We start from the raw sequence: 23,535 nt of genomic DNA on the forward strand, positions 1-23,535 counted from the left end.
GCATAGTTGTTTACTTTCAATTTAGTTGGCAGAAAGCAACGCCAAGAATTTATCAAGATTTGGAAGGATCACGATTCTGGTTCTTCTGTTTTTCGCTCTTCCTTCCGCAGTATCATTATCGGTAATAGGACTATAACTACTTCTTCCGGCTGCGATCAACTTTTCAGGAGCTACTCCATACTTATCCTGTAAGGTTCTAATCACTGCTGTAGATCGCTCCACACTTAGTTCCCAGTTGTCTTTAATATAGGCACCATCTTTTACCGTTTGTGCATCCGTATGACCTTCGATCATCACTTCCAATGCCGGCTCACTATTGATCACTGTTGCTAGTCGCTCTAAAAGAGGATTTGCTTTAGGATTAACACGGTAGCTACCTGAATTGAATAATAATTTGTCTGAAATAGTAATCATTACAACAGTTTCGTCTATATCGATGGTAATGTCATCTTCTTCGCCTTCAGCGATCAGGTTATTGTCCAGATTCTTTTTCAAATTATATGAAACGATTAGATTCATAGAATCCTCAAGAGTTTTGGCTTGTGCTAATTCGTTTTGATCTACATTGGCCAGAGCCTTTTTCATTTTCTCTTTATCATCATTAGATAACACTACATTTTCATATTGCTGAAGTCTGCTATTATTACTTTCGGTTAAGGATTGAATCTTAGCATTATAGTTGGCTACTCTTTCTTCGATCTTTGCATATTTTGCTTCAATTTCTTCTTTTTCGAGTTGGGTCTTAGTTAATGTGGACCGCGTATCGTTATATTGATTTTCCAATTCAACATACTTCTTTTTAGAGACACAGGATACCGTTAAAAACGATACTGCAACTGCGGTCAGTACAAATAGTTTTTTCATAGTAATAGTTTTAATGGTTTAATTTTTATCAAATGTATTTAGTATAACCCCCGCAGCCCGCCAATTATTCGTTAAGGAGTGCTATTGTTTTGTTAAATAAAAAAGGGGAATGCGCTTGCATTCCCCTTCCTGTAATTGCTTTTTAAATTTATATTAGTCTGAAGATGAGTTCATTTGAAGTTTATTTTTACCAAAATCCAATGTTCTAATTGGAAACGGAATATTAATGTCGGCATCGTCGAAATGCATTTTTATTAGTTTAATTGCTTTGTGCTGAGCTTCCAGTTTAGGTTTGGGTGCCTTACAGCTTATCCAGAATCGAGTAATAAAATTGATTGAGCTGTCTCCAAATTCAGTAAAGAAAAACTCAATTCCTTCATTTTCCCTTTGCTCAAAATTTTCACCTATAATTTTCAATACCAGATCTTCCACTTTCTGAAGGTCACTTTCATAACCAACACCACAGGAGACCGAAATTCGAGATCTTTCAGACCAGGAATAATTTTCAAAGGGCTCTTCAACTACTTTCGAATTTGGAATCACTACATATTCGTTGTCGGTTTTTCGCAATACAATGTTTCTAAGGCTTATCTCCGTAACAAAACCTTCAATATCATTGGTCTTTACAAAATCTCCTATTCGGATTTTAGGCAAGAATGACAACACCAAACCTGAAAACGTGTTGTTTAGGGTTCCCTGTAAAGCCAATCCTACCGCCAGCCCAATGACACCTGCTCCTGCCAAGATACTGGTGAGTGCTTTATCCAGTTCCATTACACCTAAAGCGATAAAGAAACCTATAAGGAGTACTATAGCAAATATTAACTTGCCGAGCATTTGACGAATGGACTCTTGGCCAATTTTCTTAAGAAGAAATCTTTTCACCAACTTTGAGATAAGGCGGGCGAGAAAATAAAATACCACCATTACGAGAACGGCTACTATAAAGTTGGGTATTTTTAGAATGATCGCATCCAGCCATCCGTCCAGTTTATCCCATAAGTTGGATACGGAATCATTTACACTAAAATCTTGTGACATTTAAGTAATGGTTTTTGAAATTTAATTATTTACCTTAAATATAAGTCATAATTAATTTGGGGCAGATTTAAAATTCTGCTAAAACTATCCAAGAAATTTCTTTAGAATATGGCTTTTAGAATCCAGACGCAGTCTGCGAATCGCTTTTTCCCGTATCTGTCTCACACGCTCTCTGCTCAATTCGAATGTATCTCCAATTTCCTGAAGGGTCATAGGTGGTTGTCCACCAAGGCCAAAATTAAGCTTAACCACATCACCTTCACGAGGGGAGAGCGTATTCAATGCTCTGTCAATTTCAATTTTAAGAGATTCGTGAATTAAATTGTTGTCCGGCTTCGGACTTTCCCCGGAACTGATAACATCGTAAAGATTATTTTCATTCTCACCCTCTTTAAACGGTGCATCCATCGATAAACTCTTATTCGAGTTTTTCATGGAACTTTTTACCTTTCGTACCGGCATATCCAACTCTTTTGCAATCTCTTCGGCCGTAGGTGGTCGCTCGTATTTTTGCTGTAAGAAAATAGAAACTTTTTTAATTTTACTTATATCACCTATCTTATTAAGGGGTAACCGAACTACACGTGATTGTTCTGCAAGCGCTTGCATGATCGCCTGTCTAATCCACCACACGGCATAGGAAATAAATTTAAATCCGCGTGTCTCATCAAATCGTTTGGCGGCTTTTACCAAACCAACATTTCCTTCATTTATAAGATCGGGAAGACTTAAACCTTGATTCTGATATTGTTTAGCCACCGAAATAACAAAACGCAGGTTGGAACGGGTTAATTTATCCAATGCCCGTTGATCTCCTTCTCGAATACGTTGTGCTAACTCAACTTCTTCCTCAGCGGTTATCAAATCAATTTTACTTACATCCTGTAAATAAGTGTTTAGAGATTTTGTCTCTCTATTGGTAACCTGCTTCGTAATTTTGAGTTGTCTCATATAGATAAAATTTTACATTTTTATGGAGGTACATTGTAAGCCAAAGAAAGGAGAAATCCAAATACTTAACATTATATGTTAAATTAAGGCGTATCGGATAGTTTTTTTATTATTTTCAAACCAAAAAGTAACAATGTATACTGTTACTAATCAAATTTTTATCATGTATCACCCGTTTGGCCTAACTTATGGCTTCCAAATTCCAAAAGAAGTTCCGCATCCCGATAACAATTCACCTATTGATCTAACCAATACAGCCGATATTATTATCTATATTGCAATTCCTATTGCCGTATTGATATTGTATTTTATTTGGCGTAGAAAACTTATGAAATCAAAAAAATGAAAAAAACTCTACAATTTTTGTTAGCCCTATGTCTATTATTAGGTTCCATACATTCAGTTTTGGCTCAGGAAACCTTCAGCAAAGTTGCTGTCAGTATTGAAAGTGTTGATTCTATGGAACAGTTAAATTCCTTGGATCTGGATCTTGACCATTTTGAAACGATAAATTCTAACACCATCGCTTTTTTCGTAACGGAAAATGAAAAAGCCGCACTCGAAAATTCAGGATTTAATTTCGAGGTATTGATTCCCGATTACGCAGAATACTATGCCAATATGGTTGAGAGCGATTTGCCCAATGTTGAAAACATGACGCGTGGAGCAATGGTCGCCAACGGATTTGATCTTGGGACTATGGGAGGCTTTTACACCTTGGCCGAAATGGAGGCTAAGCTCGATGAAATGAAGGCCAATTTTCCAAATTTAATTACTACCAAGACCAGTATAGGTACAACCGAAGAAGGTCGATCGATCTGGATGGTAAAGATCTCCGACAATCCGGATGTAGACGAAGCTGAAGCCGCAGTCTATTTTGATGGTTTGCATCATGCTAGAGAACCGTCGGCCATGGCGGTAACCATTAATTATATGTTCTGGTTGTTAGAAAACTATGCGACAGACCCGGCAGTACAGTATCTTGTTGATAACAGAGAGCTTTATTTTGTTCCTGTAGTGAATCCCGACGGCTATTTTTATAACCAGCAAACCGATCCCAACGGCGGTGGAATGTGGCGTAAAAACAGAAGTGTGAATGCAGGTAGCAGCTGCCGTGGAGTTGACCTGAACAGAAATTACAGCTTTGGATATGCCAACGACCCCAGTTGTTCAAGTACCAATCCGTGTTCAGGAACTTATAGAGGTCCTATGGCCTTTTCAGAGCCTGAAGCTATTGCGGTACGTGATCTTATGGTACAGATACAGCCAAATACCGGGTTCAGCACACATTCTACGGCAGGAACCTATTTAATGCCATATGGTTTTAATAGTACCCCGCCGGAGTTCGAGATCTATTCGGAATGGGCTTCGACCTTTGCATCAGACAATAATTATTTGTACGGCACCACCTCTCAAATGTTGGGCTATACGAGCTGTGGAACAACGCGCGATTACCTTCATAGCGAGGGAATTTATACCTGGACACCTGAAATTGGCGGTAGTGGCTTCTGGCCACCGCCGAGTACCATTTTTTCCTTGGTCGATGAAAATGTATATCCTATGTTCTTTCAATCATGGATCGCCGGAGCCTATCTCGACGTTCAAAGCCACGAGCCTATAGATCCTGTAAGTCCGGGTCAGAATTTTAATTTAGTTGTTGAAGTAAAGAATATTGGCCTGGAAGATACTTTAGGCGATGTTACGATAGGACTGTCAACCACGGCTTCGGGTATTAGCCTACCCGCCAATGTTAATTTAGGAAGCTTAGCAGCCCGAAGCAGAGTTGATAATTCAACTAATCCGCTGGTTGTTGGCATAGATCCCGGATTTTCGGATAGTTCTTTTATTCTTACAGTTTCAACGTATCAGGATGGGATTATTAATGAAAGTATGGATATTCCGGTATATATTGGAGCCAAGACGTTATATTTTTACGACGATGCGGAAAACGGGACTACGGCATGGACTACTTCCGGTTCTGGTAGCAGCTGGGAAGTACTTAATGACGACTCTTACAGCGGGACCCGAAGTTTCGGGGATTCGGATGGGGGAAATGGATCTAACAACGTCCTCAATTATTTTTCCTTAGATCAACCATTCGATTTCAGTAATGCGATTTTACCGGTTGTATCATTCGCCGCTAAATGGGCTATTGATAATGGAGATAATGTGCGATTTCAATACTCTATAAACGGTGGAAGTAACTGGCAGGACTTACAGACCTTTACTCAAAATGAGCGTTGGAATATACGTACCTACGAACTTAATTCCTTGACAGGGGAGAGTAATGTATTGTTTCGATTTAGAATGCAATCGAATAATAATACTCCCGGCGACGGATTTTATTTTGATGATTTTGAGGTTTCTGATTACGATCTCAATACCTTATCCAGCGGTGGATCGATCATCACTGAGAGCATTTCTGTATATCCGAATCCGTTTGATGAAACCCTTACTATTCAGTTTTCAGCAGATTTAAATCTAATTTCACGGAATATTGAACTTTTTGATATTCAAGGAAGAACGATCTCGGTCACTTCCGAAGTAAAAAACAATACGATTCAAATTTCAACCGCACATTTAAATTCTGGCCTTTATTTATTGAAAGTTGTAAATGAAAACGGACAAACAACGGCCCTAAAGAAAATTGTAAAACTTTAATCAATTTGGTCTGATTATTGATTTAGGTTTGTGCAATGAAAACTAATAAAATAACCGTATTCTGTCTACTAATGGGATTTTGTTGTGTCTCGGCATGGTCGCAATTTGAAACCCCCAACACATCTGTTCGTTTTGAGAATTCAGAAAGCTTTAACGACCCTGAAGGTCTCGAACTGCCGGCTACTAAGAAGCCAGGCTTAAGTGATTTTAAGAAAGATTACAAACCTGTCAACGGATTGGAGGACAAGGAGGAAAAGCTGGATATTACTAAAGATGACGGATTGCTGGACTACAAGACGGATACAGCTCCTAAGGCATTTCAGAAAGATAAGGAAGCCGATGAGAAATACGGAAGGGATCAGTTTTTAGGTGATGTGACCACCGGAGCTGCCTTTGTTCACGTTAAATATCGCGATCATGAATACGTGGATGGAGACCGGATAAGGGTCTTTGTAAATGAAGATATAGTACAGTCTGATATCTCGCTAGACGGAGCTTTTCACGGCTTTAAACTCCCACTCGAAAGCGGAATGAATCGTATAGAATTTCAGGCGTTAAACCAGGGCACCTCGGGACCCAATACCGCCGAATTGCATGTCTATGACGATAATGGCCTCCTAATTTCTGCCAAGGAATGGAATCTGTTAACCGGAAAGAAGGCAACGATCATTATTGTTAAGCAATAATACTATTAGTTCATACTATATATTACAAAAAAGATGATCTTGTTCTGAAAAAGATCTTTTATCACTGATTTTGTATGTTGTATTTTCTACAGATATTAAAGGTAACAAGAGGTTTGGGGATCTACAGAAGTGGTAATGATGGTTGAAATATATACGCAGAAAAATATTTAAGCCATATAGCGTTAATCAAATTATAATTGGGCAATTTTTAACAGGTATAATTCATTAATATGTTTAGTTTTGCCCCAAAGATTTGCTTGAAATTTAAAGTACGAAATGAGAACCAAAGAAAGTGGTCTTAAGAGACTTCATAAATATTATAGTTTAACCGGATTTTATTCCTTTGTAGGTAGTGCTCTTAAAAAAGCAGCTTTGCCCATTATAGGGTTTGTCCTGTTAATCGTAATTTTAGATCTTTTTGTAATTGATTTCAGCAGTGTCTTTACATATATTACCGAAAATTATGCTCCTGTAGGCATTCTTTCTGTATTCTTTGTTTCTGAATCCCTATTGGGATTAATACCACCTGAAATTTTTATCGCTTGGTCCGATAAAACGGCCGCACCTGTTGTTTATTTAAGTCTGTTGGCCGTACTTTCATATCTTGGAGGTATTACCTCATACTTTATAGGCAAATGGATACTTCGAATACCTTCGGTATATCAGTATGTGGAAGTAAAAATGAAGAAGCACCTACGCAATGTTAGAAAATGGGGAGGATTCCTTATCATAGTAGGAGCGCTGTTACCTATTCCATTCTCTATGACGAGTATGGCTGCGGGTACGATCAATTACAAATTCCGAAACTACCTGCTGTTCGGTACGCTACGCTTCGTACGTTTCTATTTATACGCAATTGCGATCTTTAGTTTAGTGTAGCCTGTTCTTACTCTTCTTCAGATGTATCGTCATTTACTAAAGGGTTGTCGGTTTCGCCCAATCCAACTACCTTAATGATATTAACTACAGCATTATAGAGCATTAAAACTACGCTAATTAATGCCCCACATAGTAGAGATGAAACGCCCAATGAAACATAATACAGCGTTATATACCACATGCCCGATACTCCCTCAGCCTCAGAAAAAGGAATATTCAACACCTGAAAGGTGACTAAAGAAACTACAAATACAACAGTATCCATGCGGGCAATTCGCATAACATGTTCGTAATGCTCACGCTTAAGTTTCGATTGTGACCCCGAACTAATACTTAATAAGGTAAGCAATAAGGCCAAAATGGTTGCAGATGCCAGTGCTATGGTATTGCACAAGGTATTTATTCCCGGTAAGGACGAAGCTAAAAGCTCGCGTGCTTCGTATCCACTAATATTCCCTAGTAAAAATGCTCCCGTTCCAGTTACCAGAGCGGCAAACAGTCCGCCATAAAGGGCACGTTTGTTATAATGAGTTAGCTTAAACATCTTTATTCTGAATTCTTTTTGCCACAGCTTCAACTTCGTCCAGTACTCTCAAAAGATTTCCACTCCAGAGCATATCAATTTCTTCTTCGGAATAGCCTCGTTTTACCAGCTCGAGCGTAACATTAAAAGTTTCAGAAGCATCACTCCACCCTTCAATTCCTCCTCCGCCATCAAAATCGCTGCTAATTCCAACATGCCTTATTCCTATTTTTTCTATCAGGTAATCTATATGATCCACGAAATCTGAAACGTTGACGGCAGGGGGGAGGTCTGTCATAGTGGACAGTTTTTTCTCGCGCAATGGAACCATTTTCACATAGAAATCAAAAAACGCTTCCCGTTCTTCAGCAGGTAATTGTCTAACTTCTTTCCATTCCATCCAGGTCACACCCATCGAATCGGCTATCTCACGTGCGATCTCGTCTTCCATAGCGACACGCTTATCGTTCTTTTCGGTATTTAAATACGACTTAAACGCCACGGTTTGTATTACTCCTCCGTTTTCCCTTAGCCATTCTAACTGCTCATCGTCCAAATTTCGGCTGTGATCACATAATGCCCTTGCTGAGGAATGAGAGGCAATGATCGGGGCTTTTGTCAATGCTATCATCTGCCTCATCGATTCTTTGGAAGGGTGAGAAACATCTATCATCATTCCTAATCGATTCATCTCTTTTATAACATCCTTGCCGAGTTCACTTAAACCATTATGAAGCCAAATATCATCTTCTTCACCGGTATTACTGTCGCATAACTGACTGTGCCCGTTATGAGACAATGACATATATCGTGCCCCCAGATTATAAAATTTTTCAACATTAGCGATGTCGGTTCCAACCGGATAACCATTTTCTATTCCTATCATGGCAACCTTTTTTCCACTCTTTACAATGCGCCTTACGTCATCGGAAGTCAATGCCAGCTCAATATCATTTGGAGCAATTTCTTCGGTGAGGCGATGAATGGCATCGAACTTGGCGATTGCGTTTTCGTATGCCTTTGCATATCCCGAATCGGTTAGTGAATCCTGCCCGGTATACACAATAAACCACGCCACATCCAAACCACCCTCTTTCATTTTTGGCAGGGTGATCTGGGTATCCAAGTCCTGGGTATAGTTGATGGAGTCTGTAAAATTATTCACATTAATATCACAATGCGTGTCTAATGTAATGACTCGTTCGTGAATTTCTTTTGCTCTGGCCAATATTTGCTCCTCGGTTTCATTATGCTCTGCTTCTTTACAAGATGTAGAAAGAAATACGACACTGCATAGTAAACTCAACATAGTATAGCTTTGTGATATTTTCATAGATAGTTATTTGTTAATTTCAAATATAGGAATAAAAAAAAGCACCCCGAAGGGTGCTCATTAACCGAAAATTAATCTTCAATATAGGGTGCTCCCGCATCACGTAGTTCCTTATATACTGCATCCATAAGTTGTTCGGTAAGATCCATTTTTACCGAAATTGTATTCAGTTGTGAATTTATGATTTCCATCGATTTTAAATGAGTACCTGTTGGACCGTACGTTGAACGTTCAATTCCGCGATAAACAGCAAACATTCGCTCTCCAATGGTTGGTTTCGTTTTTTCTCCTATTTCCAGCTTCGACTGATTGCCGTTTAATTCTACATTAACCGCCATCAAGTCTTGTCTCAATTTATACAATTGACTGTCGAGCGATCCGGGAGCGGCCTGAGTACGTTTGAGGGCCGTTTCCATAGCGGTTAACCGTTTCATAGCTTTATTGAGATCAATGTTCAATGCTGAGAATTTATCCACGGATTTTTCATAGCTTCTATAAAATTCGGTAACTTCGGTTACATTTGCACCGGGTATTGCGCTCTTATACATCGGCTTTACCGTAAAACTTATTTTTTCTGAAAGAGGTGTGGCAACTCCATTCACAACCTTAGATAATTGCCCACTGTAATTTCCCGGAGAAGCTAAGAAGCCTTGAGGACCCGATCCATCGGAAGCATTCGCAGGTACATTGAGAGCTATCCCATCCATTGGAGGATAGCGAAGATCCCATGCCAAGCGATGAAAACCAGGACCCACGGGACCATTGATACGTCGAATCGCCTGTCCTTCATCATTAAAAATCGTTAAAATAATTTGCGGACCTGATTCTATCTTTTCTTTATCCAAGGTATCCCATCCCGGAAACTGGTACTCTCCAGCCTCTTTATTTTTTTCCTTCATTTTCCGTATTTCTCTGGAACTTTTTAGTCCGTCCTTCAGGTAGTAGGTAAAAACAGCGCCAAAATCGGGGTTGGGTGCTACAAAATGTGAATCTCCCATACTGCCTTTTCCATTTCCAAACTCAAGATCTGATCGCGGAACAAACCACCAGGCGTCTCTTAGTGGAAACAGTACAGCTTCATTTTTGAGTGTTTCATCGTTTATACTTCGCAAGGGTATATAATCGTCAAGAATAAAGATCCCTCGACCAAATGAAGCCCCAACCAGGTCATTTTCGCGCCGTTGTATCGCAAGGTCTCTAAATGAAATAGTAGGAGCACCACCTTGTAGTTTATTCCAGCTATTTCCTTTATTGACGGAAAAATAGATGCCAAATTCAGTGGCGGTAAACAGCAAATTTGAATTTACATGATCCTGCACCAAACGCCAGACGAGCGTACGCTTCGGAATGTTGGATGCAATAGATTTCCAGGTTCTTCCTTTGTCGGTACTCATATACAAATAAGGATTAAGATCCCCGTATTTATGATTATCCAGTGCTACATATACTGTGTTCACATCAAACAGATCGGCTTTTATATCGTTTACAAATGCCGTAGACGGAACACCGGGTAAACTTCCCACTTCTATTTTTCTCCAGGTGCTGCCTCCATCTTCGGTCACCTGAATTAGCCCATCGTCTGTACCTGCATAGATCAACCCCGGTTGTTTAGGGGACTCGGCAAGCGATGTGATCGTATTGTAATTGGACATGGCCAACATATCCCAAGGCGCGTCCCAAGGCTGCTTCTTGCCCATAATTGGAAGTGTTATGCGTTCTTCGCTACGCGTTAGGTCTCCGGATATTGCCATCCAGTTATTGCCACGGTCATCAGATTTCCATACGCGGTACGAGGCAAAATATATACGGGTAGGTGAGTGTGGGCTTACCAAAATAGGTGCATCCCAGTTAAAACGTTCATGAGGCTCATTGGCTCCTGCCTGCGGCTGTATATCGGTTACCTCTCCGGTGGACATATCTATTCGGGATAGATTTCCCTCTTGTCTCTCAGCGTAAATTATATCGGGATTTCCGGGTTCGGTTGCCGGCTGGTGTCCGTCCCAATTAAGAACCACTTTCCAATTGCTGTTCTGAATTCCCTGCGTATTATCGGTTCTGGAAGGACCACCTTGTGTACTGTTATCTTGCGTACCACCGTAAATATTGTAGAAAGGCTCCGCGTCGTCCACGGCTATTTTATAAAACTGGGTAACCGGCAAGTTTTCGACGTATTTCCAGGTTTTAGTGAGGTCGAAGGATTCGTAGAGACCACCGTCGGTTCCTATTAAGAGGTAATTGGGATCGTCCTTTCTGAAAGAAACCGAATGATTATCTCCGTGCTTGTTGTTTTCATTCATTCGATAGAAAGTCTTACCACCATCATCAGAGATCTGAAGATTGGAATCCACCAGATATAATTTTTCAAAATGATGCGGTGAGGCATACAGCTCCTGGTAGTAATGTGGACCCGTGGCACCGGCCACTGCATCCGAACGTTTTTCCCAGGTTGCACCTCGATTTGCCGATCTGTAAACCCCTCCGGTGCGTCGGTCCAACTCAATGGCTGCATAAACGATATCGGGATTCTGTGGAGAAATTGCCAACCCTATCTTCCCCATCCATGAATCGGGTAGGCCATGGGTAAGTTCTATCCAAGTGTCTCCTCCATCGATACTTTTGTGGATTCCCGAACCGGGACCACCACCCATATAGGCAGCTACATTACGATGCCGCTGCCAAGTGGCAGCATACATAACATCGGGATTTCTGGAATCGACAACGATATCGGTAACACCAACCCATTCGTCATCTCCCAGAGTTTTTTTCCATGAACCTCCACCATCTGTAGATTTATAAAGTCCGCGATCACCACCTTTATTCCACAAAGGTCCCTGAACTGCGACCCACATAATTTTAGAATTTTCAGGATGTATTATTATTTTAGAAATATGTTCAGAATTCTTTAAGCCCATATTTTTCCAGCTTGTACCACCGTCTGTGCTTCGGTAGATCCCATCACCGTATCCCATATGCCTTCCGCCAACATTTTCTCCTGTGCCCACCCAAACTATATCCGGGTTATTGGGATCCAGCGTAATGCATCCCATAGAGTACGAGGGTTGAGAATCGAAAACAGGGGTCCATGTGGTACCGGAATTTACTGTCTTCCACACGCCTCCCGATGAAACCGCAACATACCAGATATTTTCATTTTCCGGATGGATTGCGACATCTGAGATGCGTCCCGACATAAATGCAGGTCCTATATTCCTTAAGGCAAGACCATTATAGATAGAATCGGTTGATTTTGTAGTTTGTTTTTGATTGTTGCTTGTCTTTCGTTGTGCATTTGCAGTAAAAAAGAGACAAAAGAAAAGAATTCCCGATACTAGGAGCTTAATGTTTATTTTCATAGGATGATGATTTATTAGATCGATTAAGTGTTGCTTAAAATTAATTAAAAAAAGCTGAACACCGTGTTAAGTTGTATCTTTAACAGTATGCTATTTAAGAAACAGTATGGCCTACGATGAATTTTTAGCTGATAGAATTCGAAAGATCCTTAGTGAACGGCATATTTCTTTTACAGAAATCAAAATGATGGGAGGACTCTGTTTTAAAGTAAAAGATAAGATGTTATGTGGTATTCATCTCGATAAGAAATATGGAGATAGTTTACTAATGGCTCGAATTGGTACGGAAGCTTACGCCATAGTGATGCACAAAGAATGTTGTTTGCCCATGGATTTTACAGGGAGACCTATGAAAGGATATGCCTTTATCACTCCCGATGGTTTCGACACCGATAAAGATCTTAGCTTTTGGATCCAGTTGTGTCTGGATTACAATCCCATGGCAAAGGCATCACGAAAAAGTAATAAAAGTTAGGATATATTATTTTAGTTCGGCTTCAGAAATTTGTAAAGGGTAAGCCTCTCTAACCTGAAAGAGTTCATCCTCGGTTAGGCTTTCCGGATTTACTCTAAGGACTGTAGCTATATACTGCTCTCTTAGGGTAGTATAAGCCGAAGTAATAGCATCCTGAACTTCAATAAAGCTGGCATAAGGTGCAAGGCGATGGGTGGTGATTGATATTATTGCCTCTTTGGGATTGTCTGAAGAATCCTTTAGTCCAAATCCGCTGCAATAGTCACAGCTGGCATCCCCATTATTGTCTATAAATGCTGCTATCACTTTCTCGAGATCGCTAATTGCAATTATTTCGTTCTTTGTGAAAATTTCTCCATTTTCATTGATGGATATTCTCAATACGTTTCTCTCATTCTTAGTGATATCACAGTCTTTAGTAGAGCAAAGTGCGGGAAGTTTTCTGGCGATACCCTTATCGTTAGGGATTGTAGTGGTCACCAAAAAGAAAATAAGCAGTAGAAAGCCTATATCGGCCATACTACCGGCATTTAATCCGGGCGTGTTTTTTAAAGATCTCATACGAAAATGGATTTGCGTTATGAGATGGAAATATCAAGAAAAGTGCCAGAGGTTATTCTTCTTGTTTGATCAATGCCTCCAACAATTCTTCATAAGTGCCAATTTCTTTAAAAAGGTGTCCTCCTATAGTAAAGACCGGTCTTGTAATGGTATCCAAACCTGTAACAGCCATTTCCAGTTGCTTTTTCACTTCAGGGTTTTCCGCAAGACGGTGCAACTTGAATTTGTATTTGCCATTTGCCATATGTTCACTTAAACTGTCGCAATTAGCACAGTTTTCAGTAACATAAAGTGTTATAGGTTTAACGGGATCGATCTGAATCCTCGTAGCTGGTTTTATTAAAGCCCGTCTGGACAAACTATCATTTACCGTAACATGTACGGTGTAATTGGGAATTAACTTCTTATCGAGCATAAGATTGTGAACATGCACTTTCGACAGACTTGGAATGCGTATTACTCTTGGTTTCGACTTACTCTGCCTGAAATTAGTTCCTTCAACGGTGATCATAATATCCAGATCATCATCACTAACATTTACGGCATACAACAGAAGACGATTTGCAATTTGTTCTTCTTCGATCATTATCCGTGAATCTGATTGAGCTAATATCGTGATGGGAAAAACCAAAATATAAAGCAGGGGTAGTATTCTTTTCATAGTATAATAATTTGGGCTCTAAGCTATGAAAAATTTAAATAGGTCATTGTATTGTTCAGTTTTACAGCCGGGTAGGAGATCTTTTTGAGTTTTTAGTTACATTTGGAAAACTAACAAAAGGCTAATGACAACCGCAATCTTAAAACCTGAGGAATACAACCCGTACTATAAGGGGTATATAGAAAAGGTTCCTCCTTTTATCGATCTTCACAAGAATTTTAAATTCAACAAAATAAATGTAGTCTCATTTTTTTCAGAAATTGATGAAGAAAAATTGAATTACCGCTACGAACCGGGTAAATGGAGTATCAAAGAAGTTCTTCAGCATATAATAGATACTGAAAGGATCTTTATGTATCGTTGTTTGCGTATAGCCAGACGAGACAAGACACCCCTGGCAGGTTTTGAGCAGGACGATTATGTACTACCATCCGGAGCCGATTCCAAATCTATCGACCAACTGATGGAGGAATACAATGCCACTCGTGATCAATCCATATCTATTGTAAAAAGTCTTTCTGAAGAAGACCTAGAATACATTGGAGAGGCCAGCGGAAGCCGGCTTTCAGCCAGAGCTGCCGCCTTTATTATACTGGGACACGAGATATGGCATATGGATATCATCAAGGAGCGCTACCTTTAATCTGATAGGTTTATACGGAAAGGACTATGGCGCTCGTCTGAATGCTATTGTTTAAATCTTAAAGTTGTTGTATCTTTAGCATATATCTGCCAACCACAGACTTCAACGATGTATTTGAGAAGGGTATCGACTACCTAATTTTTTATTGGCTCATTTCATCTTTTTAATTATGACCTTATCAGTTAAATTGAAGTCTGTTCCTGTTCTTCGTTTCGTTGGAATTATACTTCTGTACAGTTATCCAACAAATGCACAATTTTACAGTTCGCAACAGCTTAAAGCGATGCATAGCGAAATCCCGGATGATGAATATATCATCATAGATAAATCGCTACAAGCCCGAAGTCCGGCCTACCGTGTTTTCTCGTCTAACTTCTTCACCGCTCAGGTTAATGTAGACAGCAACGGCAATAATATTGTAGGTGATGCCGCTAACGAACCCTCTATTGCGGTCGACCCAACAAATCCCGACAGGATCGTAATTGGATGGCGTCAATTCGATTCGGTAGGGAATAATTTTAGACAGGCAGGGTATGGGTATTCGCTGGATGGCGGACTCTCATGGACTTTCCCCGGAGTTTTGGATCCCGGAAATTTTCGTTCAGATCCCGTGCTTGATTTTGACAAGGACGGAAACTTTTATTACAACAGTCTTCAGGGCTCCTTTGCCTGTGATGTATTTAAGATCACCAACGGAGGTGTGGTCTGGGACGCCCCGGTTTCGGCCAGGGGAGGCGATAAACAGTGGATGAGAATAGACCGATCGAATCAAGCAAGTGCCGGTTTTAACTACAGTTACTGGAATGAATCGTTTACCACCTGTGCAGGAGATTTTACTCGCTCTGTAGACGGCAGTAACACTTTTGAAAGCTGTGTAAGTGTGCTTGGTGATCCGTTTTGGGGAACATTGGCTGTTGATAATGATGGAGTTTTGTATATCACCGGAACCAGTCCTTCCGGTATCATAGTGATACGATCGTCCACAGCACAGTATCCTACAAATCCCGTAACTTTCGATTCGTTTGCCACGGTAGATCTCGACGGTAATCTCGATGCCGGCATACCTGTGAATCCGCAGGGACTGCTGGGACAGGCTTGGGTTGACGTGGACAAGTCGGGAGGACCGGGTGATGGAAATTTATATGTTCTCGCTTCTGTGCAACGAAATAATGGTGATCCGGCAGACGTGATGTTTGCGCGAAGTACCGATGGGGGAAATTCATTTGAACCGCCAGTACGATTAAATGATGACGCAAACACCACGGCCTTTCAGTGGTTTGGAACCATGTCTGTGGCTCCAAACGGAAGAATAGATGTTGCGTGGCTGGATACGAGAGACGCTCCTGGCGGAACGGTCGATTCGGTGTTGTACTATACGTTTTCAATCGATAACGGCGACAGCTGGGAAATAAATGAACCTATTTCACTTGCTTTCGACCCTACCATTGGATATCCACAGCAAAATAAAATGGGGGATTATTTCGATATGGTCTCTGATAATGATGCCGCACATCTTACATGGACCAATACATTAAACGGCGGTCAGGATGTGTATTACACCCGAATTGAACCCTTTCCGTTGGGCGTTGAAAGTTTTATAGCAGACTTTGGAGTCACCGCTTATCCCAATCCGTTTAGCGATTCAATAACCATAGAATTTAATTTGCCCGTTAATGATGAATATTTGGTTGAAGTGTTTGATATGCTGGGTAGAAAAGTAAACACTTTGCTTAAGGGTTGTGCTTCGGGAAAACAGAAATGGGTCTGGACCGGAACAAACGATACCGGACGTAAGTTAAATTCAGGTTTGTATTTTATTAGTATTAAGACCAATACCAGTACGGAAGTTATAAAAGTAATCCTTCAATAAAACAGTAAATAAAATACCTTCAGAAAAAATAAATACAGATAATATCTGCTAAAGCCCCTACTTTATAGGTATCTTTACAGCAGAAAGCAAAAAAATAACTAAAATAATTGAATGGGGAAATCACAACAAACCTATAGTAAAAGTGAAAAAGAAAAGAAGCGGCTAAAGAAGCGTGAGGAAAAGCAAAAGAAGAAAATTGCTCGTAAAGCTGAAGCCCTTGAAAAAGGCCCGGGTATAGAATTTGCCTATGTCGATCACAACGGAAACCTTACCGATACTCCTCCCGATCCATCGAAAAAGGTTGAGGTGGAAGCAGAAAATATAGTAATAGGAATCCCCAAGATGACCGATGCCGATAGGGAAGCAAAAGACCCTACACGTACCGGAAAAGTATCCTTCTTTGATACTTCCAAAGGTTACGGATTCATTGTTGATTCTGAAAACAACGAAAAATATTTTACACACGTTAGCGGCTTGGTGGATACCATCGCCGAGAACGATACCGTGTCTTTTCAACTGGAAAAGGGCCTAAAAGGAATGAATGCTGTAAAGGTTACGCTTGTAAAGTAACTATGTAAGTGTTTATTATTATCGTGCTTAAGCATAAGCTTTTACACTATATTTATTTAAATAATCCAAAGGAGTCATATCGGTTATCTTTCTGAAAACATCCCTGAATGCTTTCGGATCTGAATAACCTACTTCATACATGACGTCCGTTACCGATTTTCTCCCAACTTCCAACTCTTTTTTGGCAGCTTCAACCTTCACACGCTGTATGTATTCCAGCACTGTATTGGAAGTTGCATTTTTAAATCTACGTTCGAAGGTTCTTCTGGTCAATGCTGCCTTTTTGCACAAAGAATCCACGGTAAATTTATCACCGAAATTTTGTTCTATATAATTCTGGATTTGTAACACCTCCTTATCCTTATGATTCTTCTGTCCGGAGAAGATCATAAACGGAGACTGACTGCTGCGATCAATATCTACCATAAAACCTTTGGCTGCCATCACAGCTGTTTCCCGCCCTGCGTATTTTTCAATAAGGTAAACCACCAAATTGGTGAACGAATAGGCCCCGCCACTGGTGTAAATGCCGTCACATTCTGTAATGATCTTATCGTCTGTCATAATTGCCTTTGGAAACATTTGCCTGAACAGATTTGCATACTGCCAATGCGTAGAACATTGTTTTCCGTCCAACAATCCGGTGGTCGCCAGAAAGAATGAACCTATACATAGACTTACTATTTCTGCACCCTCCTTATACTGTGAGATCATCCAGGGGATAAAGTCTGCGTTTTCATGTAAATAGCGCTTGTAATCCCCAAACATGGCGGGAATTATGATCAGGTCGGTATTGTTGATATCCTTTATGGTTTTTTGAGGCTTGATGGGAATAAGATTTTCAGTAGTATCGGCCTCAAGATCGATTCCAACCAATTCAATCTTAAACAAGGGAGCTTTGGCGGTAGAGGCTCTATATTCATTTACCCAGGATAACATTTGATGGGTACCACCAATATTTACGACACTGCACTCACCCTTCGGAATAAGTATGGATACGTGTTTCATAATTCATTTTTGGATTATCTTTAAAACTGTACAACAATAATACGAAAGATGCATGTCGTAATCAACCCTCAAGAATGTCGTAATTACACCTTCTACGTCTCAATTGAGCTGTTTATCTTTGACTTTGCAGTAATTAGTAAATCGTAAGAACAATGAAAAGAAAGGAATTCAAAATCAAGATCGATGCTACACCCCATAAGGTTTGGGATGTGTTGTGGAGTGATAAAACGTATCCTGAATGGACAAAAGTCTTTTCAGACGGATCACACGCCAAGACCGATTGGCAGGAGGGAAGTAAAGTTTTGTTTCTGGATGGTAAAGGAAACGGAATGGTGAGCAGAATAAGGAAAAAAATAGATGGCCATTATATGTCTTTTGAACACCTTGGCTATGTCAAGGACGATGAGGAGATCCTTAGCGGCGAAGAAGTTGAAAAATGGCAGGGAGGTCAGGAGAATTACACCTTAATCCAAAATGATGGTAAAACCGAATTACAGATCGAAATGGATATAATGGAGGAATACCTAGATAAGTTCAACGACACTTTCCCAAAGGCGTTGAACGAAGTAAAACGAATCTCCGAGATCAATAAACAGAACCAGTAACAATAAATAATAATAATAATCCCAACAAATCATGAAAGTACATCCTTACTTAAATTTTGACGGAAATGCCGAAGAAGCATTCCGCTTTTACAAATCGGTATTTGGCGGTGAATTTACGGCCCATATGAAAATGAATGAAGCCCCGGGTACTGAAGGGCTTTCCGAAGAAGAAAAAAATAGAACCATGCATATCTCCCTTCCTGTTGCTAAGGACACGATTTTAATGGCATCAGACATAATGCCTTCAGCCGGACAAACTCTTTCTAAAGGAAACACTATGTATGTCATGCTTAGTCCCGATAGTCGGGATGAGGCCGATCGCCTGTTTAACGGGCTCTCAAAAGGGGGAGAAGTAGAAATGCCTCTGGAAGATCAGTTTTGGGGTGATTATTTTGGCAGTTTTATCGACGCCTTCGGAATACGATGGATGATCAATTTCAGTAAAGAAGCATAGTCATGGAACAATTATCGCCAATTACCATAAAGACCGAGGTTAAAGCTTCTCCCGAAAGAGTCTGGGAAGTTTGGAACAATCCTAAGCATATCATAAAATGGAATTCGGCCAGTCCGGACTGGCATACAACCAAAGCGGAAAGCGATTTGAGAGCCGGTGGTTCGTTCAAATCACGTATGGAAGCCAAAGATGGAAGTATGGGGTTTGATTTCAGTGGGATTTATTCCGAAGTAAAAGCCCCGGAACGATTGAAGTATAAGCTTGATGATGGCCGAAAGGTGAGCGTTAACTTTGAAGCCACCAAAGCCGGGGTAAGGATTACCGAAACTTTCGATCCGGAAACCGTAAATCCAATCGAACTGCAACGGGATGGATGGCAGGCAATTCTGGATAATTTTAAGGCATACATAGAGCAAAATTAGTCTGAAAACGAGCAGCAATGGTAGAGGTGTTTAAAACAGATATCAATTCATTAGAAAAAGCGAATCGACTTTTAGAATTACTGGCTGTACATTTTCCTGAAGTATCTTTTAATTTCGATCTCGAAGATTGTGATCGTATCCTTAGAGCCGAATACAACGCTTCTACCTTTTCTGCTTATGGCATCACTGACTTGTTTATGAAACAGGGCCAAAAAGCTGAAGTATTACAGGAAGTGCCAAAGAGTCCTTGTCAAATTATTCAGAATTAGTGGCTTTGGAGTTAATGCACTTACTTCTTTTTGGAAACGGAAGTTTTAGATTTTAATGCGTCTGCCACACTGTTAATATGGTCTTTAGTTAACTTCATACTACTGTGACAGTCGGTACATTCTATCACCCTGCCCAGCAGCAAGGCATCAATATCCATTTCTAGCGGATTGTTGCAGTTAGGACAAGGAAAGGCGTGATTCTTCATAACCTTACATTTAAGATCCTCCTAAATGTAATTCATAATTTGATATAAACTTAAATTTCACTCAAAATTAACGCTCAGGGTGAATACGTTAATTCTATTAAAAAACACAAACAGTTTTCTGAAATACTTGGTAATAACCTCTTAAAGGTGGTACTTTTGCAACTTTAAAAAGGAGAATACTTTGGAGAATGCGATTGGATTGCAGGAAAGAAAAACCGATAAGGAATTATATACTTATCAGCAAGGGGCTATAAATCAGATTTTTAAAAAATTTGAGACGGCACCAGATGATTACCACTTGTTGTATCAGTTACCAACAGGCGGTGGAAAAACAGTGATCTTTTCTGAAATAGTACGACAATACCTGAAACATCATAACAAAAAGGTTCTGGTGATGACGCACCGAATTGAACTTTGCAAACAAACTTCCGAAATGCTGAGCAGTTTTGGAGTAGTGAATAAAGTGGTGAACAGTACCGCAAACCTCGATGACCAGGAGAGGTATATTTGCTTTGTGGCCATGGTGGAAACCCTCAATAACAGGCTTAATGAGAACAAACTGGACATATCTGATATTGGTTTGGTGATCATTGATGAAGCACACTACAATTCCTTTACTAAACTGTTTAAATTCTTTGAAAAATCCTTTATTCTAGGCGTTACAGCCACACCGCTAAGTTCGAACCGCAATCTCCCCATGAAGGATAACTACGATGAACTCATCGCGGGAGAATCCATTCAAAATCTTATTGAAAATGAATTTCTGGCAAGAGCAGAAATGTTTCAGTACGATATGTCACTTACCTCACTGGAAGTTGGTGCCAATGGGGATTACACGGTAAAGTCTTCCGAAGACCTGTATACCGGCCCGGCGATGCTCGACAAACTGTTGGAGTCTTATGTTAAACATTCCGAAGGAAAAAAGACGCTTATCTTCAATAACGGGATCAACACTTCCATACAGGTATATTACAGTTTTAGAGCTGCGGGGTATCCTATCATGCACCTTGACAATACAGCTTCTAAAAAGCAACGAAAGCAGATCTTGAAATGGTTCAGGGAAACACCGAATGCCATTTTAACTTCGGTAAGTATATTAACCACCGGTTTCGACGAACCTACCATTGATACCATCATACTCAACAGAGCGACCAAATCGCTAACATTGTATTACCAAATGATCGGTCGTGGGTCCCGGATCCTGAATAATAAATCCAGCTTTAAGGTCATTGATCTGGGTAATAATTGTTATCGTTTTGGTCCCTGGGGTTCCGATCTGGATTGGCAGCTCATCTTCAGATCACCCGATTACTACATGGATCGACTGCAAAGTGATGAAGAACTGGAAAGTAATTTTAGGTATGAGATGCCCGAAGACATAAGGATTCAGTTTGGGAAAAGTGAAGAAGTTTATTTCGACGTCAAGGAAACCTATATGGAAGCCATAAGAAGTGGAGGCTCGTCCAAAGACGTTCTTGAAAAATCCATAGCACAACATGCCTATATCTGTATCGAGAACAGTGAGGATGTCTACGATGCGCTTACCCTTGCCAAACTCCTGGGGGACGATATTGACAACCGAATTGAAAAATACGCCAAATGCATCAGCAAAAGCACACATAATTTTTTGAGCTGGTTAAAGGATGATTACCGACTTAAATTACGTTCTTACCTGCGTGAGAATTTTGATACCGTTTTTGAAGAAATACACGGCTATCCGCCCGAAGATTGATCCTCAATTTTAATTTGATTGGTTTTTTATATAAATATGGTGTAACATTTCCGATATTTAAGACTCTTTTAAATATCACATCATCAATCAATTAAAATTAATCATCATGAAAAGAATCATCTTTATCTTAGTATGCGTACTTGTTTCACAGGTTAACGCGCAAAACACCATGACTACTGCCCAATGGCAGGAAGACCTGAAATTTTTACAGAAAACGGTACATTCCGATTATCCCTTTTTATTCAAAAAGACTACGGCAGCCGATTTCGACAAAGCCGTAGAAGAGCTTTATAAAGAAATTCCTGAACTTGAAAAGCACGAGATCATCGTTGGATTGGCACGCATTGTTTCTTCATTTAAATACGGACATACTCAACTCGGTTTCAGGAGTATTGCGGATGCTTATCAGGTTTTACCTATGAACTTGTATCAGTTTAGCGATGGAGTTTATATCCAGGGAATACATAAGGATTATTCGGCAGCATTGGGAGCTAAAGTCATTGCCATAGGAGGAATGCCTGTAGAAAAAGTAATGGACGCCGTTTATCCGGTGGTTCCGGTTGAAAACGATCAGTTTTTTAGAGCCTACGGATTCCGGTATATGATAAGTCCGCAAATCCTTCATGCGCAAAAAATAATTCCAACGTTATCTGAGACTGTCGAATTCACTTTGGAAAAGAACGGTAAGACCTTCAAACAAAACTTTAAGGCTTTAGATTTCGGTGAAAGTGTTCCGCTTACGTATGGGTTTGTTCAACAGCAAGGAGATTGGCTAGAGGCCCGTGAGCAAGATAAGACACCATTGTATTTGAAGCACTTAGATAAAATTTACTTCTATGAATATCTGCCCGAATCAAAAACGGTCTATGTACGGCAGAGTCAGATACAGGATGATCCTTCAGAGAATATTCCGGCCTTTTACGATCGGGTTTTTGATTTTATTGAAAAGAATGATGTAGAAAAACTTATTCTGGATGTAAGGCTTAATGGTGGCGGAAATAACTACAAGAACAAAGCCGTGATCACACGCATCATTGAGAACAAGGAGATCAATACGGTCGGGAACTTATACACAATTATAGGTCGGCGAACTTTTTCTGCCTGCCAGAATCTGGTTAATGAACTCGATAATTATACCAACACCATTTTTATTGGAGAACCTACAGGGGAGAATGTAAACTTCTATGGTGATAACAATCGGGTTATGCTTCCAAACAGTGAACTACCGGTATATTTATCTTTCGCTTGGTGGCAGGACAAACCACAGTGGGAAGGAGCCGAATGGACAGCACCTCATTTTCCAATTGATATGAGCTTCGAGGATTATAAAACAAATAAGGATCCTGTACTTGATGCGGCCCTCAATAATAACAATACAGATCTCATACTATCACCTATGGATTACCTTACCAAAATGTATCTGGCAGGTGATATGGAAAAACTACAGTCGGAAGCACAACGACTGGTGAACGACCCGACCTATCGATTCTTTGATTTTGAAGGAGCTCTTAACGATGCCGGATATCGCGTATTGAATGATAGTGAATACAAAGAAGCGGTGACCATTTTTAGTTTTGTAACTCAATTATTCCCCGATTCTCCTAATGCTTGGGATAGCCTCGCGGAGGGGTACTGGAAAGCAGGGAACAAAGAAAAAGCTATCGAATATTACAACAAGGCACTTACCATGGATCCCGAAGGTCCTACCGGAAAGAACGCCAAAGAAATGCTTCGGCGGATTAATGAAGGACATTAAAAGTATTCAGCC

Annotated in this window: 24 protein-coding genes; 14 read left to right on the top strand and 10 right to left on the bottom strand. The window is 40.2% G+C overall.

Annotated elements, in window-relative coordinates; translation table 11 throughout:
- Window positions 1-21: 21 nt before the first annotated feature.
- From ALE3EI_RS10965 to ALE3EI_RS10975, 3 genes are all read right to left on the bottom strand, one after another.
- Entirely contained in the window at window positions 22-864 is an 843-nt protein-coding gene (locus tag ALE3EI_RS10965; protein ID WP_186988613.1) for an OmpA/MotB family protein, read from the bottom strand.
- Window positions 865-1,017: 153 nt separating this feature from the next.
- Window positions 1,018-1,905 carry a mechanosensitive ion channel family protein gene (locus ALE3EI_RS10970; protein WP_186988614.1) on the bottom strand — a complete coding sequence of 296 codons (888 nt, stop codon included), beginning with the start codon at window positions 1,903-1,905 and terminating at the stop codon, window positions 1,018-1,020.
- Window positions 1,906-1,989: 84 nt separating this feature from the next.
- Window positions 1,990-2,856 carry a sigma-70 family RNA polymerase sigma factor gene (locus tag ALE3EI_RS10975; RefSeq protein WP_186988616.1) on the bottom strand — a complete coding sequence of 289 codons (867 nt, stop codon included), beginning with the start codon at window positions 2,854-2,856 and terminating at the stop codon, window positions 1,990-1,992.
- Window positions 2,857-3,019: 163 nt separating this feature from the next.
- Here ALE3EI_RS10975 and ALE3EI_RS10980 point away from each other — a divergent pair, with 163 nt between their 5' ends.
- From ALE3EI_RS10980 to ALE3EI_RS10995, 4 genes are all read left to right on the top strand, one after another.
- Window positions 3,020-3,202, top strand: a complete 183-nt coding sequence (locus ALE3EI_RS10980) for an adenylosuccinate synthetase (protein ID WP_186988618.1) — start codon at window positions 3,020-3,022, stop codon at window positions 3,200-3,202.
- Window positions 3,199-5,517, top strand: a complete 2,319-nt coding sequence (locus ALE3EI_RS10985) for a M14 family zinc carboxypeptidase (protein WP_186988620.1) — start codon at window positions 3,199-3,201, stop codon at window positions 5,515-5,517. The genes ALE3EI_RS10980 and ALE3EI_RS10985 overlap by 4 nt, the downstream gene beginning before the upstream one ends.
- 35 nt (window positions 5,518-5,552) lie before the next feature.
- Window positions 5,553-6,203: a hypothetical protein gene (locus tag ALE3EI_RS10990; RefSeq protein WP_186988622.1), complete on the top strand. Its 651-nt coding sequence runs from the start codon at window positions 5,553-5,555 to the stop codon at window positions 6,201-6,203.
- Between the two features lie 276 nt (window positions 6,204-6,479).
- Window positions 6,480-7,082 (top strand): YqaA family protein, encoded by a 603-nt coding sequence (locus ALE3EI_RS10995; protein ID WP_186988624.1) that lies wholly within the window; start codon window positions 6,480-6,482, stop codon window positions 7,080-7,082.
- A 7-nt stretch (window positions 7,083-7,089) separates the two neighbouring features.
- Here ALE3EI_RS10995 and ALE3EI_RS11000 read toward each other — a convergent pair whose 3' ends face one another.
- From ALE3EI_RS11000 to ALE3EI_RS11010, 3 genes are all read right to left on the bottom strand, one after another.
- A complete protein-coding gene (locus ALE3EI_RS11000; protein ID WP_186988626.1) occupies window positions 7,090-7,626 on the bottom strand; it encodes a hypothetical protein in 537 nt (178 codons plus the stop codon).
- Window positions 7,619-8,938 carry a dipeptidase gene (locus tag ALE3EI_RS11005; RefSeq protein ID WP_186988628.1) on the bottom strand — a complete coding sequence of 440 codons (1,320 nt, stop codon included), beginning with the start codon at window positions 8,936-8,938 and terminating at the stop codon, window positions 7,619-7,621. Before ALE3EI_RS11005 ends, ALE3EI_RS11000 begins: the two co-directional genes overlap by 8 nt.
- Before the next feature lie 71 nt (window positions 8,939-9,009).
- Window positions 9,010-12,291 carry a glycosyl hydrolase gene (locus tag ALE3EI_RS11010; RefSeq protein ID WP_233279959.1) on the bottom strand — a complete coding sequence of 1,094 codons (3,282 nt, stop codon included), beginning with the start codon at window positions 12,289-12,291 and terminating at the stop codon, window positions 9,010-9,012.
- A gap of 106 nt (window positions 12,292-12,397) precedes the next feature.
- Between ALE3EI_RS11010 and ALE3EI_RS11015 the strand changes: the two genes are divergently transcribed.
- The gene (locus tag ALE3EI_RS11015; RefSeq protein WP_186988630.1) at window positions 12,398-12,766 is read left to right on the top strand and encodes an RNA methyltransferase; all 369 of its coding nucleotides are present in this window, start codon (window positions 12,398-12,400) and stop codon (window positions 12,764-12,766) included.
- A gap of 6 nt (window positions 12,767-12,772) precedes the next feature.
- On the opposite strand, the gene ALE3EI_RS11020 is transcribed toward ALE3EI_RS11015, so the two are convergent.
- Window positions 12,773-13,327, bottom strand: a complete 555-nt coding sequence (locus tag ALE3EI_RS11020; RefSeq protein ID WP_186988632.1) for an ExbD/TolR family protein — start codon at window positions 13,325-13,327, stop codon at window positions 12,773-12,775.
- A 52-nt stretch (window positions 13,328-13,379) separates the two neighbouring features.
- Window positions 13,380-13,988, bottom strand: coding sequence for a hypothetical protein (locus ALE3EI_RS11025; protein ID WP_186988634.1), 609 nt, complete (start codon window positions 13,986-13,988; stop codon window positions 13,380-13,382).
- Window positions 13,989-14,112: 124 nt separating this feature from the next.
- Here ALE3EI_RS11025 and ALE3EI_RS11030 point away from each other — a divergent pair, with 124 nt between their 5' ends.
- From ALE3EI_RS11030 to ALE3EI_RS11040, 3 genes are all read left to right on the top strand, one after another.
- Entirely contained in the window at window positions 14,113-14,631 is a 519-nt protein-coding gene (locus tag ALE3EI_RS11030) for a DinB family protein (protein ID WP_186988636.1), read from the top strand.
- Window positions 14,632-14,800: 169 nt separating this feature from the next.
- Window positions 14,801-16,501 (top strand): T9SS type A sorting domain-containing protein, encoded by a 1,701-nt coding sequence (locus tag ALE3EI_RS11035; protein ID WP_186988638.1) that lies wholly within the window; start codon window positions 14,801-14,803, stop codon window positions 16,499-16,501.
- A gap of 111 nt (window positions 16,502-16,612) precedes the next feature.
- Window positions 16,613-17,071, top strand: a complete 459-nt coding sequence (locus tag ALE3EI_RS11040) for a cold-shock protein (RefSeq protein ID WP_186988640.1) — start codon at window positions 16,613-16,615, stop codon at window positions 17,069-17,071.
- 27 nt (window positions 17,072-17,098) lie between these two features.
- Here ALE3EI_RS11040 and ALE3EI_RS11045 read toward each other — a convergent pair whose 3' ends face one another.
- On the bottom strand, window positions 17,099-18,079 hold the full coding sequence (locus tag ALE3EI_RS11045; RefSeq protein ID WP_186988642.1) for a GlxA family transcriptional regulator: 981 nt from the start codon (window positions 18,077-18,079) through the stop codon (window positions 17,099-17,101).
- A 152-nt stretch (window positions 18,080-18,231) separates the two neighbouring features.
- On the opposite strand from ALE3EI_RS11045, the gene ALE3EI_RS11050 reads away from it, so the two are divergent.
- From ALE3EI_RS11050 to ALE3EI_RS11065, 4 genes are read left to right on the top strand one after another with little or no spacing between them, the layout of a single operon-like run.
- The gene (locus ALE3EI_RS11050; RefSeq protein WP_186988644.1) at window positions 18,232-18,684 is read left to right on the top strand and encodes an SRPBCC domain-containing protein; all 453 of its coding nucleotides are present in this window, start codon (window positions 18,232-18,234) and stop codon (window positions 18,682-18,684) included.
- 31 nt (window positions 18,685-18,715) lie between these two features.
- Entirely contained in the window at window positions 18,716-19,138 is a 423-nt protein-coding gene (locus ALE3EI_RS11055; protein WP_186988646.1) for a VOC family protein, read from the top strand.
- 2 nt (window positions 19,139-19,140) lie between these two features.
- Window positions 19,141-19,560 (top strand): SRPBCC family protein, encoded by a 420-nt coding sequence (locus ALE3EI_RS11060; RefSeq protein WP_186988648.1) that lies wholly within the window; start codon window positions 19,141-19,143, stop codon window positions 19,558-19,560.
- A 17-nt stretch (window positions 19,561-19,577) separates the two neighbouring features.
- Window positions 19,578-19,829 carry a hypothetical protein gene (locus ALE3EI_RS11065; protein WP_186988650.1) on the top strand — a complete coding sequence of 84 codons (252 nt, stop codon included), beginning with the start codon at window positions 19,578-19,580 and terminating at the stop codon, window positions 19,827-19,829.
- Window positions 19,830-19,849: 20 nt separating this feature from the next.
- On the opposite strand, the gene ALE3EI_RS11070 is transcribed toward ALE3EI_RS11065, so the two are convergent.
- Window positions 19,850-20,035 carry a hypothetical protein gene (locus ALE3EI_RS11070; RefSeq protein WP_186988651.1) on the bottom strand — a complete coding sequence of 62 codons (186 nt, stop codon included), beginning with the start codon at window positions 20,033-20,035 and terminating at the stop codon, window positions 19,850-19,852.
- A 181-nt stretch (window positions 20,036-20,216) separates the two neighbouring features.
- Between ALE3EI_RS11070 and ALE3EI_RS11075 the strand changes: the two genes are divergently transcribed.
- Both ALE3EI_RS11075 and ALE3EI_RS11080 read left to right on the top strand, forming a co-directional pair.
- A complete protein-coding gene (locus tag ALE3EI_RS11075) occupies window positions 20,217-21,767 on the top strand; it encodes a DEAD/DEAH box helicase (protein ID WP_186988653.1) in 1,551 nt (516 codons plus the stop codon).
- A 106-nt stretch (window positions 21,768-21,873) separates the two neighbouring features.
- Window positions 21,874-23,523, top strand: coding sequence for a tetratricopeptide repeat protein (locus ALE3EI_RS11080; protein WP_186988654.1), 1,650 nt, complete (start codon window positions 21,874-21,876; stop codon window positions 23,521-23,523).
- Window positions 23,524-23,535 lie beyond the last annotated feature (12 nt).

This window comes from Constantimarinum furrinae, from assembly GCF_014295415.1.
Lineage (GTDB): Bacteria > Bacteroidota > Bacteroidia > Flavobacteriales > Flavobacteriaceae > Constantimarinum > Constantimarinum furrinae.